The 13033-nt window shown below is 41.3% G+C and carries 14 protein-coding genes and 1 tRNA gene; 8 read left to right on the plus strand and 7 right to left on the minus strand.

Annotation, left to right across the window (positions count from 1 at the left end):
• Window positions 1-54 precede the first annotated feature (54 nt).
• Window positions 55-1224 (plus strand): formate-dependent phosphoribosylglycinamide formyltransferase, encoded by a 1170-nt coding sequence (purT, locus tag IM676_RS07690; protein WP_200989643.1) that lies wholly within the window; start codon window positions 55-57, stop codon window positions 1222-1224.
• 127 nt (window positions 1225-1351) lie between these two features.
• The gene (locus IM676_RS07695; RefSeq protein ID WP_200989644.1) at window positions 1352-2008 is read left to right on the plus strand and encodes a DUF1176 domain-containing protein; all 657 of its coding nucleotides are present in this window, start codon (window positions 1352-1354) and stop codon (window positions 2006-2008) included.
• Here the strand turns inward: IM676_RS07695 and crtH are convergent.
• Window positions 1980-3515 (minus strand): carotenoid isomerase, encoded by a 1536-nt coding sequence (gene crtH / locus IM676_RS07700; protein WP_200989645.1) that lies wholly within the window; start codon window positions 3513-3515, stop codon window positions 1980-1982. The genes IM676_RS07695 and crtH overlap by 29 nt on opposite strands.
• Window positions 3516-3810: 295 nt before the next feature.
• Between crtH and upp the strand changes: the two genes are divergently transcribed.
• From upp to IM676_RS07715, 3 genes are all read left to right on the plus strand, one after another.
• Window positions 3811-4461: a uracil phosphoribosyltransferase gene (upp, locus tag IM676_RS07705; protein ID WP_200989646.1), complete on the plus strand. Its 651-nt coding sequence runs from the start codon at window positions 3811-3813 to the stop codon at window positions 4459-4461.
• Window positions 4462-4501: 40 nt separating this feature from the next.
• Window positions 4502-4852, plus strand: coding sequence for a hypothetical protein (locus tag IM676_RS07710; protein WP_200989647.1), 351 nt, complete (start codon window positions 4502-4504; stop codon window positions 4850-4852).
• A gap of 118 nt (window positions 4853-4970) precedes the next feature.
• The gene (locus tag IM676_RS07715) at window positions 4971-5249 is read left to right on the plus strand and encodes a YggT family protein (protein ID WP_200989648.1); all 279 of its coding nucleotides are present in this window, start codon (window positions 4971-4973) and stop codon (window positions 5247-5249) included.
• A 94-nt stretch (window positions 5250-5343) separates the two neighbouring features.
• On the opposite strand, the gene IM676_RS07720 is transcribed toward IM676_RS07715, so the two are convergent.
• Window positions 5344-5772 carry a biotin carboxylase gene (locus IM676_RS07720; RefSeq protein ID WP_200989649.1) on the minus strand — a complete coding sequence of 143 codons (429 nt, stop codon included), beginning with the start codon at window positions 5770-5772 and terminating at the stop codon, window positions 5344-5346.
• A 139-nt stretch (window positions 5773-5911) separates the two neighbouring features.
• Here IM676_RS07720 and IM676_RS07725 point away from each other — a divergent pair, with 139 nt between their 5' ends.
• Window positions 5912-6523: a hypothetical protein gene (locus IM676_RS07725; protein WP_200989650.1), complete on the plus strand. Its 612-nt coding sequence runs from the start codon at window positions 5912-5914 to the stop codon at window positions 6521-6523.
• Between the two features lie 7 nt (window positions 6524-6530).
• On the opposite strand, the gene IM676_RS07730 is transcribed toward IM676_RS07725, so the two are convergent.
• Entirely contained in the window at window positions 6531-7409 is an 879-nt protein-coding gene (locus IM676_RS07730; RefSeq protein ID WP_200989651.1) for a shikimate dehydrogenase, read from the minus strand.
• Between the two features lie 71 nt (window positions 7410-7480).
• Here IM676_RS07730 and IM676_RS07735 point away from each other — a divergent pair, with 71 nt between their 5' ends.
• Window positions 7481-8419: an alpha/beta fold hydrolase gene (locus IM676_RS07735; protein ID WP_200989652.1), complete on the plus strand. Its 939-nt coding sequence runs from the start codon at window positions 7481-7483 to the stop codon at window positions 8417-8419.
• Window positions 8420-8903: 484 nt separating this feature from the next.
• On the opposite strand, the gene trxA is transcribed toward IM676_RS07735, so the two are convergent.
• The 4 genes from trxA to IM676_RS07755 form a co-directional block, all read right to left on the minus strand.
• Window positions 8904-9233, minus strand: a complete 330-nt coding sequence (gene trxA / locus IM676_RS07740) for a thioredoxin (RefSeq protein ID WP_200989653.1) — start codon at window positions 9231-9233, stop codon at window positions 8904-8906.
• Between the two features lie 167 nt (window positions 9234-9400).
• The gene (locus IM676_RS07745; protein WP_200989654.1) at window positions 9401-10948 is read right to left on the minus strand and encodes a mercuric reductase; all 1548 of its coding nucleotides are present in this window, start codon (window positions 10946-10948) and stop codon (window positions 9401-9403) included.
• Window positions 10949-11065: 117 nt separating this feature from the next.
• Window positions 11066-11776 (minus strand): TVP38/TMEM64 family protein, encoded by a 711-nt coding sequence (locus tag IM676_RS07750; protein ID WP_200989655.1) that lies wholly within the window; start codon window positions 11774-11776, stop codon window positions 11066-11068.
• Window positions 11777-12063: 287 nt separating this feature from the next.
• Window positions 12064-12137, minus strand: a tRNA-Arg gene (locus IM676_RS07755).
• Between the two features lie 684 nt (window positions 12138-12821).
• Between IM676_RS07755 and IM676_RS19775 the strand changes: the two genes are divergently transcribed.
• Window positions 12822-13019, plus strand: coding sequence for a hypothetical protein (locus tag IM676_RS19775; RefSeq protein WP_225880473.1), 198 nt, complete (start codon window positions 12822-12824; stop codon window positions 13017-13019).
• Window positions 13020-13033 lie beyond the last annotated feature (14 nt).

Below are 13033 nucleotides of genomic sequence, written 5' to 3' on the forward strand. Positions count from 1 at the left end.
CCCAGATATTGATTTCTGGTTGTATTAAACTCTCAAATTAAGGTTAATAAATTCATGGATAATTCAACTAAGCTACCACAAAAGTTAATGCTCCTGGGTTCAGGAGAACTGGGAAAAGAATTTGTAATTGCAGCCCAAAGATTAGGTAATTATGTAATTGCTGTTGACCGTTATCTTAATGCCCCAGCTATGCAGGTAGCTGACTGCTATGAGGTCATTTCTATGCTGAGTGCTGATGAATTAGAAACTGTTGTACAGAAGCATAAACCTGATTTTATTGTACCAGAAATTGAGGCAATTAGAACAGAGAAATTAGTCGAGTTTGAAAAACGCGGGATTACAGTTATACCCACAGCAGCAGCAACTAACTATACCATGAATCGAGATAGGATTAGGGAACTAGCACATCAAGAATTAGGGATTAGAACTGCTAAATATGGCTACGGTTCTACCTTAGAAGAATTAATTGATGTTTCTGCTCAAATTGGCTTTCCTAATGTGGTCAAACCTGTAATGTCCTCTTCTGGTAAAGGTCAATCTGTTGTTAATAATCAGGAGGAAGTTGCAGCAGCTTGGAATTATGCGATCGCCAATTCTAGGGGTGATAGTCAAAAGGTAATTGTAGAGGAATTTATCAACTTTGAAATAGAGATCACCCTACTTACTATTAAACAGTGGAATGCACCCACAATTTTTTGTGCTCCCATTGGTCATCGTCAAGAAAGAGGGGATTATCAAGAATCTTGGCAACCTGCTGGTATTCCTGAAGACCAAATATTAGCTGCTCAAGCAATAGCCAAGAAAATTACCGACGCTTTAGGGGGAGCAGGAATATTTGGTGTAGAGTTCTTCATCACCAAAGATGAGGTGATTTTTTCGGAACTTTCTCCCCGTCCCCATGACACAGGAATGGTAACTTTAATCTCCCAAAATTTGAACGAATTTGAATTACATTTACGAGCTATTTTAGGCTTACCAATTCCCCATATAGAACAGTTAGGATCTGCGGCTAGTGCGGTGATTTTAGCTGATAAACACTCAGATAAAGTCGCCTTTACCGGTGTAGCTGAGGCTTTGTCAGTACCCAATGTAGATATTAAACTATTTGGCAAACCTAAAGCCCATCCTTATCGACGTATGGGGGTAGCTTTGGCTCAGGGTAATAATATTATAGAGGCGCGGGAGAAGGCTAAAAAAGCAGCTAGTCAGGTGAAAATTATTTAATTTGGTGAGTGAATACTCACCAAGAAGATGTCCGCCAAAAATTGAATGGTGTCAAATACCAAGTATATATCCCATGCCTACACCCCGGCTAATCATCTTTTTAACTACCATTATTACCTGTGGTCTTATGTCCTGCGCGTCGCCAAAAACCGACACTACTAATAGTGTAAGTTCTCCAGAGTTGGAACTGAATAACTCATCTGAAACCATCCTGAATGAAGTTATTAACCGTCAGAAAAGTTTACAGGTTTGCAATTTTGAGTTTAACTCAGAGACTGCGCGGGAATTTTCACAAGTCTATATTGGGGAAAATCATCAGCACTTAGTACAGCTACTTTGTTATATGGCTGCTTATCAAGGTGCGTTTGCTTTCCTGAAAGTAGATACATCCGGGACAGAGATCAAAATTCAACCCCTGGGGTTAGAAATAGCTGGATTTCCCACCTATGACCCTAAAACTAAGATCCTTACCAATAGTTATAAGTACATTGGTGCTGGTACTTGTACTCAAGAAACTGAATATTATTGGAATGGGGAAGAACTCAGATTAATTAGTTCTCAGAACATAGACCAAATTCCTAACGGTTGTCAGGACTTGGGAGTATTGACCCCTTCAGAAAGTCAGGTAATTACTAACAAGAATGTTGGGGTTGCTCAATTGGGTATGACCTTAGGGGATCTCAAGGAGATTTTAGGTGAGGGTGCAACATTTGAACCAGTTTCCCTGGGGGTTGATCAAGGGGAAGGAATTAAAGTCAGTCAAGATGTTGACACTTACCATTAGATAAACCTAAGTCTACAGTTATGCGATGAGCGCAAGCAAAACCAGAAAAGGCGACGGCGTTTAACCCCTGACCGGGAAAGGTGCTGTCACCGACACAATAAAGTCCGGGAATGGCTGTACGATTAAATGGCATTTTTAATAGTCCCGGTAATTTCCGCCGGGGAATTGGCCCATAAGTTCCGTCCTCACGCCCTAAAAAGCGTTGATGGGTGCGGGGTGTACCTACTTCTAGATAATCTAAGCCAGCATCTAAACCAGGGAAAATTTTTTCTAGTCGGTCGATAATTTGCCAAGCTGCTGCTTCTTTTTTGGCCTCATACTCACTTGCAGACATTTCTCGCCAATCATCAATCAATTGGGGTGTGAAGGCATGAATAATATGATAGCCCTCTGGTGCCAATTCTGGATCTAGTAATGTGGGGATGGAAACGAAAAGTGTCCCTGCTGGTGCTGTCATGTTCTCCCAGTCTTCCAGAATTATATGATGGCACTCTGTGCTACGAGGCAATACTGCTGCGGCTACTCCTATATGTAAACTCAAAAAGCTGGGGGATTTTTTATAGGTTTGTTGCCATTTTTTTTCATTAGCTGGGATTTTCCCTACAGGTAGTAATTTAGTAAAAGTATCCCAGCGTGTGGCATTAGAAACTATCCGTTTAGCATGATAAACTTGACCACCAGCCAATTGTACGCCGACGGCTTTTCCTTTTTCTATGAGAATTTTTGTAACTCTGGCTTGGTACTTAATCTGACCTCCAGCTTTTTCTAAACCTTCTACTAATTTTTGGGCAATTTGTCCTACCCCTCCTTGGGGATAGTTAACCCCACCATAGTGTCTATCAGCAAAGACCATCCCGGCATTAATCATCGGGGTCATGTCAGCTTTGACTACAGACCAGCAATAACACTCTATGTCAATAAATTTCAATAATTGGATATCTTTAATATAGCGTCGTGCCACATCTCCTACATTTTGAGGGAGATATTTAACTAAACCAAGACACGCCAAAGGATGCTGCAAAAATGTCCGCAGCAAATATCGAGGTTCTTCTAATGACAGTAAATCTATGCTGTTGAGACAGTTAAATACTTTCCAGCACTCGTCATAAAAGCGACGAATACCTATTTCTTCATGGGGAAAGTAAGCAATAAGATGTTGCAAAAATTTATTATAAGCCCGCTCGACTTTAATATTTAATTTGTTGGGTAAGTGATAGTGAATCTGTACAGGATCAGTTATTGTTTCTTGCGTGACGTTCACAGCGTCTAAAGCGCGGGTGAGTAAGTTGGTAGTACCTTTTTCGCCAAATCCGAAAATCATTGAAGCTCCAACGTCAAATCGATAACCCTGGCGCTCAAAGTAACCCGAACTACCCCCTGGAATTAAATAACTTTCGAGTACCAGCACTTGAGCGCCTTTGGCTGCTAACTGCGTTGCGGTTACTAAACCACCAATTCCAGAGCCAATGATGATCACATCCAATATAGGATTTAGGGATGGAGACATAGGGGCAGATATTCAATAAAATTAACTAATTATTTAGTATTTTATATCACTTTTGATTGTTCTGGTATGGAAATAAAAAGAGGGAGAAGCCTGCTACCGCTGGCTAATCCCGTCTGCCGATCCTTAAAGAGAGGAGAACACTAATTAGTAATATAACTTTGATTGAGAATATATGTCAAGTATTATTGAAAGTTATTTTCAATAACTTTAGGAGTGTTGATTTTAGCTGTCAGTGGGATACTCAAAGGAGTATGATGGTGTTTCAGATCAAGAATAAAATTGCCTTATTCCGGCTATGACGGTACAACTGCGCGTTTATGTTCCCCCCCATCCTCTGATTAAGCATTGGTTGGCGGTTGCTCGAGATGCTTCTACCCCTTCGGTGTTGTTTCGTAGTGCTATAACTGAGTTGGGAAGATGGCTAACTTATGAAGCGGCCAGAGAGTGGTTACCGACTGTGGAAACCATGGTGCAGAGTCCTTTAGATTCGTCTCCAGCTACTTTGATTAACCCACAAGTACCCGTAGCGGTTGTACCGATTCTCCGAGCGGGTCTAGGATTACTTGAAGGTGCTCAATCTCTGCTGCCTTTGGCTTCGGTTTATCATTTAGGTTTGGTTCGTAATGAGGAAACTCTCGAACCAGTCTGTTATTTGAATAAGTTACCTGAAAAATTTCACCCGGAAACTAGGGTATTAATCACAGATCCGATGTTAGCCACCGGTGGTTCAATTATGTTCGCTATGTCCGAATTAGTACAACGTGGGGTTGATCCAAGTTTGACTAGAATCGTTTCTGTAGTAGCAGCACCGCCAGCTTTACAAAAACTGAGTGCTGAATATCCTGGTTTAAATATTTATACTGCCACCATTGATGAGATAGTCAATGACAAGGGGTATATTGTACCGGGGTTAGGGGATGCAGGCGATCGCATCTTTGGCACATAAGCTAGTATGCAGCTAGGGAAGTTCTTGAAGGCGGTAATATATGAGTCAACGTGATGGTTTTGGCAGTGGTTTTGTAGTAGGGACAATTTTTGGTAGTATAGTTGGTGGTATAGTTGGGGCTGTGATTGTTTCTCGACAAAGTGAGGAATTGACAGCAGAATCAGCGGAACTGACTAATGGCCAACTCAAAACTAAAAAAGTATCGCCAAAACAACGCCAAATGTTCGTCTCAGATGATGAAGCTATGGAAATGGAAACAGCCAGGCGATCGCTAGAAGATAAAATTGCCCAGCTAAATGCCACAATTGACGAGGTGAGACAGCAGTTAGGAAATGTCAATGGCGGTTCAAGCCAGTTAGTCAATGACCGCTCCCTCACCCCAGATTCTTAAAGTGATTGATATTTGGCTATAGTAGTTAATGCGGCTAACCGCACAGTTCATGACATGGACTCAAGTAAAATCAATAATAAGACCGTTTTTCGACACTTAGCAGGAAAATAACTGATCCATGAATTTACTTTTTACTACCTTGGCAACCTTTGTCAGCTTCTATAGCTACTTGCTAATTATCCGAGTGCTGTTAACTTGGTTTCCCACAATCAACTGGTACAATCAGCCCTTTGCGGCTTTAGCACAGATCAGCGATCCTTACTTGAATCTTTTCCGCTCAATTATTCCTCCATTGGGCGGTATGGATTTCTCCCCTATCTTAGCTTTCTTAGCACTGAGTTTTATTGGTGGCTTACTAAAAAGCCTAACCGCCCTTTCATTTGCACAGGCTTTTTAGTAAAAATACCAACTAAATACAAACTGTTGTAGAGACGTTCCTTTCAAATCGTCTCTACATTGCTTTGTGGGCGATTCTTATTAAGAATTAACAATTATCGCCGAACTTGTCCGCTAAATCCAGAGGCTTTAAACTGTTTGAGCTGCAAGGGTTCGGGTTGATTCGCAGGTACAGAAATCCTGATTTCAAAATCACTAATACCCGGCGGAATTTCGGGAATAGAACCCAGACGGGAGCGATTTTGCATCACTGGGTTATTGTTGGCATCATAGATGCGTCCAAAGATATCTGCATCATATACTGTTTTATAAGTGGGGTTTTCTGCCTTACCAGTGACAATAAAGCAATTAGCTGCTGCACTACCACCACTGATGACAGCTCCTGCTGCTAATTCTGCTGGACAGTCTTGATAAGATACATCAAATACTTTCACCTGTGTTAGGGCTATAGCTGGAGGTGTAAATACCCACAATTGCAATAGAGTCAGGAAAGATATAAAAATGACATTAATTCGTGTTCTCATATTTAAGTTTGGTGTCATCGAACTTAACTAAAAGTTGTACCGCAGCCAGCATTTTTGTCTAGATTAACTTAGCGGAATTTAATGAGTTGGAGACAGAAAAGGTAATAATTGGGTAAATACCCTCAGTTGCTATCAACTTATGACTCCAGATGAGATTGAAACAGCTTTGCAAGCAGCTTTTAACAGTTGTGATGCTGCTGGTTGTCCTCTCACTGATATGCAGAAGCAGATATTACTGCGAGTGGTGGAGGAAATTCCGGGAGACCCTAACTTGAAGATATCAGATATGGGTAACCCCTTAGATGAACTTTCTACAGAAGAATTGACAGCTTTTTTACGTTTTGTTAAGACCCAAGAACAAGAAAACTGTAGTTGGAAGGTGCAATTACTCAATGATTGGCTCAATGATCATAATTCGGGAAATGTCCAATTCATTCGCCAACGGTACGGTTTAGGTTGGTTGAATCGTGTCCAATCATATCATTTTAATAAGTATTCTGAGGTTGGGAATACACTTAAGTTGAGAGTAGGCGATCGCATTGAAATTACCAATGGGTTATGGGAATGGGTACAAGACGATGGTCCGTGTCAGCGTGAATGGTTTTCCTGTATCGTCATCCAAATTGATGAAATAGATGACCCTGAGGGTTCATCTATTAGTTGTTTAGTTCGCCTTTACAATGGCGCTGAGTACCAAATTCAAGGTATATACACATGGAATCGCTATAATTGGCGCTGGCCAGAAAAATAACTGTATGTTATCTTATCAGATAATTTTGCACTGCTTGGCGCATCACATCCACAGGTACAGTATCCCGGTTTAACCAGATTTTTAATGCTGCTACACCTTGTTGGAGGAGCATTTCTAAACCATCAATGACAATTGCGCCCTGTTTTTGCGCTTGTTGTAGAAATTGTGTAGGCTGAGGAATGTATATCAAATCATAAGCGATCGCACCCGGAGATAAATTTTGCAGATCTTCTTGACTTACAGGTGACTGATTCACATGGGGATACATACCCACAGGAGTAGTATTCACTAGCAAGTTAGCTTGAGGAATTAGCTTTCCTAGGTCTTCCCAGAGATGAGTTTGCAATTTTGCTGCTAGGGGTGAATTTCCCCAACTCTTGCGGAATTCAGCTAATTTTTGCATATTCCGCCCCACCACATGAATTTGCGCCAACCCTAGCTGGTGACAACCAGCTACAACCGCCCTAGCTGCTCCACCATAGCCTAAAATTAGCGCTGTTTTCTGGCTCCAGTCTTGCTGATAGGTTGTCTGTAGGGGAGCAATAAAACCTTCTATATCCGTGTTTGTACCTAGCCATCCCTGATTTTGGCGGCTAACGGTATTGACTGCGCCTATAACCTTGGCAATGGGGGAAATTTCTGATAATAAAGGCATAATTGCCTGTTTGTGAGGGATGGTAACGCTAAAACCCACAACCTCCATAGCAGCCAAACCGGCTATGGCTACCTCTAAATTTTCCGGTTTAATTGGCAAAGGCAGATAAATATAATCTAGTCCTAATTCAGCGATCGCCGCATTATGCATCACTGGTGATAAGGAATGTTCTACTGGATACCCAATCACCGCTAGAAGTTGAGTTTTACCTGTAATTAAGACTTTATTCATTGGTCATTAGTCACGAGACTGCTGGCGAATATAATTAGATTATTAAAAGCAACTTAATGTTTCTTTATATCATGCAACTAACCACAGCTTCCTCCACAAATCCCATTCCTGGTCAATATTGGCAGTGGCGGGGTCATAATATATACTACGTCCATAGGGGAGAAAAACACCCCCAACGTCCACCCTTGCTGTTAGTCCATGGTTTTGGCGCATCCACAGACCACTGGCGCAAGAATATCACAGGACTGTCTCTAGATTTTGAAGTATTTGCCATTGACCTCTTAGGCTTTGGGCGTTCAGCAAAACCGAAACTCCAGTACAGCGGTGATTTGTGGCGTGACCAACTTGCTGATTTTATCAGTGAAGTTATTGGTCAGAACACCATATTAGCAGGTAACTCCCTGGGTGGGTATGCTTGTTTGTGCGTAGCAGCACAATGTCCTGATCTTGCGGCCGGTTTAGTCTTACTCAACAGTGCTGGACCGTTTAGCGAAAACCCATCTATTTCTGAACCTGAAGCATTACAATCACAAATTCAACCCCCCAAACAACCTTCTGGGTTACAAAAACTCTTAGGTAATTCTGTCAAGTGGATTTTTCAACAACGTTTCGCCCAGTTGCTGTTATTTGAATATGTACGACAACGTTGGGTAATTCGCCGCACTCTAAAAAAAGTTTATCTTGACCACAGTGCAGTCACAGACCAATTAGTAGCAGAAATTGCCCGACCTGCTTATGATCCTGGTGCTTTAGATGTATTTGTTTCCGTTTTTAGCAGTCCCCAAGGGGAGAAAGTTGATGTACTGTTAAAACAGTTAAATTGTTCCCTGTTATTATTGTGGGGAGAAGCTGACCCTTGGATGAATGCCAGAGAACGCTCCCAGCAGTTTCGTCAATACTATCCTGAACTCACAGAATATTTTCTCAATGCAGGTCATTGTCCCCATGACGAGGTACCAGAACAAGTCAATCAGCTTTTACGGGATTGGGTGGAATTGAAAAAAGATTAGACAAACAAAAAAGCCGGTTAGAAATCTAATCTTTAGATTTCTAACCGCTTTTTCTGGGTTGACAGGTTTCCAATTCTTAAACTTGTTAATTATTTGCGAGGTCAAAATAAGGTTTACAGAGCATCTACAAACATCAGCAGTCTCACTGTTACCGCTTGAGTATTTGGCTATAACTTCAACACTAGGTTATTTGCCACTTGCTTTTGATTTGCTGATATTTACTTGGGTTGATGACAGGGGACACACAGTCATTTACCCTGGGTTTGTTGTTTATCTTGCGTCCTAATATTTAACTTATCATCAACTATATGATATTCCTACCTAAATTTACTAAACTTGATATTTCGTTGCTTTTGATAATAAATAATCATTTCCTCAACTAGAGCAACTAAGTCTCGCCACTGACATAAGGTTTACACAGAGATCCCGAATTGTAAATTTACACAGATAGCCAACTCACACCAATTTTGCCAAGTTGAAGTTATTATTTCTGAATGTGCTGCTCTAAAGTTTGAATTAAGGTAGGTTTTAGTACTGCGCCCACAACTATATCAACTTGTCTTCCCCCCTTAAATATCATCAGCGTCGGAATAGTACGAATACCATAATGACTGGCGACGGTGGGATTTTGATCAGTGTTTAATTTCACCACTTTTATTTTTCCCGCGTATTCCCCAGCAATAGCATCTACAACCGGAGAGACCATCCGACAAGGACCACACCAAGGGGCCCAAAAGTCCACTAAGACTGGAATTTCACTTTCCAGCACTTCTTTTTTAAATGTGGCTTCAGTGACATTTATAATGGATGACATCATTACCTCCTGATTTTTTCATTTATTCCCCTGGGTCGAATAAATGAAATATAGGGCATTTAAAAAGATGATGCAATTACGAAATTGTTATAAATAGCTCAAAAAAGCTCAACTATAAGTATTCTATCCATAGGCGATCGCTCAACCACAAAACTCAGGAAATCAAACTAAGAGAGTTTTGTTAGCCATCGTAAGAATCGTTTCGATGTTGGTGTTAATAATGTACGGCGATAAGTGTCTGCGGCTTTTCTAATAGCTTCTGCTTGAGTTGGATAGGGATGAATGACACTAGACAGACCATTTAAACCAACTTTATTGACCATGGCTGTAGTGACTTCACTGATGGTTTCCCCAGCATGGCGAGCAACGATTGTTGCGCCTAAAATTGTATCAGAACCCCGCTGGTGATGAATTTTGACAAAACCATCCTCTTCACCATCTGCGATCGCCCGGTCTACACTCGTAAACGGAATCTTAATAGTATTAATCTTCATACCCTGTTCTTGGGCTTGCTGTTCATACAGTCCCACATGAGCAATTTCTGGGTCAGTGTAAGTTACCCAAGGAATAACTAAATTACTGAGTTTATATCTTCCTAAACCAAAAGGTGAGAATAAAGTATTTTTAATCACAATTCGAGCCGCCGCATCAGCTGCATGAGTAAACTTCCAGTTCATACAGATATCACCGGCGGCATAAATTTTGGGGTTAGTGGTTTGTAGGTAGTCATTAACCTTAACTCCCTGAGTTTGATTGTATTCCACTCCCACGGATTCTAAATTCAAACCTTCAACATTAGGTACGCGTCCTGTAGCAACTAAAATCTCATCCACTGTAATTGACATTGGCGAGCCATTGCTGACAAAATAGATCACCTTACCCTCAGTAGTCTTCTCGATATGATCTATTTGGCTATTTAAAACCAAGTGTATTTTTTCCTTAATAAAACAGTTTTGCACAATTGCCGCAGCTTCGGGATCTTCCCGATTTAAGATGTGGGAATCCTTATGAAATAAGCTCACTTGAGATCCCAGACGCTGGAAAGCCTGAGCCAATTCACAACCAATAGGGCCACCACCAATGATAGCCAAACGCCTGGGGAGTTGAGTCAGTGAAAATACCGTTTCATTAGTGAGAAAGCCAGCTGCTTCCAGTCCCTTAATTGGGGGATGTTTGGCTCTAGCACCTGTAGCAATCACAGCTTTTTTAAAGCGGAGTTTTTGATCATCAACCTCAATGATATTATCACTTGCAAAGCGACCCCTACCCAAGAAAACATCAACACCAAGGTTTTGAAAGCGAGTTGCAGAATCATGATGACTGATACCTGCTCTTACCTTTCGCATCCTTTCCATAACCTGAGAAAAATCAACTTGTATCTGTTGTGAGGTATGAATACCAAAAGCCTCACCAACCCAAATTTCGCCCACTACACGAGAAGACCGGATAATACATTTTGAGGGAATACAACCAAAATTTAAACAGTCTCCCCCCATCAAATGCTTTTCAATTAAAGCAACTTTTAATCCCACATCTAAACCTGCTGCGCCTGCTGCTACCACCAATCCAGCCGTACCGGCGCCAATTACAACTAAGTCGTAACAATCAACAGGTTGAGGATTGCTCCAGTGGGGAGGATGAACGTGAGCAACTAATTGCTGATTGTATTCATCCGCTGGTGGGATAGTTAATTTTCTCCGTGGTAAATTTGACATTAAAGCCTTTCCTGTGTGTCTAATCAAGTACACACCAATTTATTCGCTGTTCGGTGTGTGACGGTGTTCCCTAAAACTAAAAAACTTTGTATCTCACGAGCATGGCAAATGCTATATTTACGAGTGTTTATCTAACACTTGATTTTCTAAAGCTTGGCGAGCAACTTTAGTAATATATAGTGTGACAGTAACCGTAGCCACCAAGCCAATAATCCGAATTACCCACTGTAAACCTGGGTTATCTGGTTGAGATGGGGTACCGATGGCGGCTAGATTACCAGCTAAGGAACCCAGGTAAACATACATAATTGTTCCCGGAATCATACCGATAGACCCTAGGATGTAATCTTTGAGGGTAACTCCTGTTACACCATAGGCGTAGTTGAGAAGATTGAACGGGAATACAGGAGAGAGTCGCGTTAACAAAACAATTTTCAGTCCTTCTCTACCAACGGCCTCGTCAACAGCTCTAAATTTGGGATTACCTGATATTTTTTTAATCACCCAACCCCTGGCTAAATACCGTCCTACTAAAAAAGCGGCTGTGGCTCCTATGGTTGCACCAATGAAAACGTAGAGCGAACCCATAACCAGACCAAAGACAACACCAGCACCAAGGGTCAGGATTGACCCCGGTAAGAAGGCTACAGTGGCAATAATATAAATTAGGATAAATGCTAATGCGCCTAAAGCACCAATACCATCTATCCACTGTAAAGCATTTCGCAATAAGATTTGGGGGTGAAATTCTAAAGCATTTCGAGCATATTCCTGTGCCCAAGCAGACTGAGCTACAATTGTGAAGGTCAGGCCAAATGCGATGACCATCAAAACAAGGAGACTAAAAGGCTTTTGCAAGTTTTTTTCCAGAAATATTATTGAGGAACTGGGTCTAGCAATCCGTTATTTGACAATGGATCTAGAGTCGAGAAAAGTTAGCATAGGATTATAGAATATGGAATATTTATATCACACCAGAGTATATGGGTGAATACTACACAAAAAATATTAACATTACGTGGAAGTACCCACCCTAAACGTACTCTTAGGGTGGGGATAGGGAACGGGCGATGGGGATTGTAGACCTGACTAATACTAATATCAGGATAAATTAACAGGCGCGGCAGGGCTCGAACCTGCGACAGTCCGCTTAGAAGGCGGATACTCTATCCAACTGAGTTACGCGCCCAAGCTCATAGATTTGGCTTGTGAAAAACTCACCTTTTTAAGGTTATCATAGTATTGTACCAAAAAGCAAATAAAAATTGTACATTGCAAAAAAACTCTTGTATGCAGAAAGCCGGTAGGCTGGAGAGATGTCAAATACAGTAGGCTGATAGGCGCAGATCGCGTTAATATCTGGTGATAGCGTAGTCAACCCTACTGACTGACACGTGATTGGTGCAAATATTTTTGAAGCTTGGGCTGACTTCGGTCTGAGTGTTTTATGCTCGAAGAATCGGCGTCGCAGGCAAATACTCACCCAATATTTTGGGGATGTAGTTGCTACTAGTATATTTTTTTATTTCTGAGGAGGGCTAATTTTTCGTTACACAAAAATAATTATAGATTAAAACCCAGATATATCCATTGGCGATGTATTTTTCCTGCTGACTTATATTTACCTTGATTTAGGCATGATTTTAGGTGTGGCTGCCAAAAGAATCAATTTACAAAAATTGCAGTTGTCCATTGTCGCGGACATTCCCAGGTTTGTTAGTTTGTTAGTACCATGATTGATTTCTATCGAACAGACAGCACCTTCAGAGCCGCTAGTTGCTAGCTTAAATTAATGTGAGGTGTTCAGCGATGTGGTTTGATTAATGATTGAGGTAATGAAGGCTAATAGCCTTTTTTGGGGGAAAAGTCGCAAATGGTTGCAGCGGCCGCTCTTTGGTTCTACATTGCAGATATATGGTTTAAATATGCTCAAGGGTCAAACTATCAAAGTGGAGAGGTGCTAAAAGTGTTTTGGGTATTTAGTGGAGTTTTATGTGGTATGGGCGCTGTCCCAGAAGATAATCCATCATGGAGCCGAACTCCCCAGGAGCGCGGTCGCAAACGAGCTTAGGAAATTTGGTGTCT

It is taken from the genome of Anabaenopsis elenkinii CCIBt3563 (assembly GCF_015245355.1).
GTDB lineage: Bacteria > Cyanobacteriota > Cyanobacteriia > Cyanobacteriales > Nostocaceae > Anabaenopsis > Anabaenopsis elenkinii.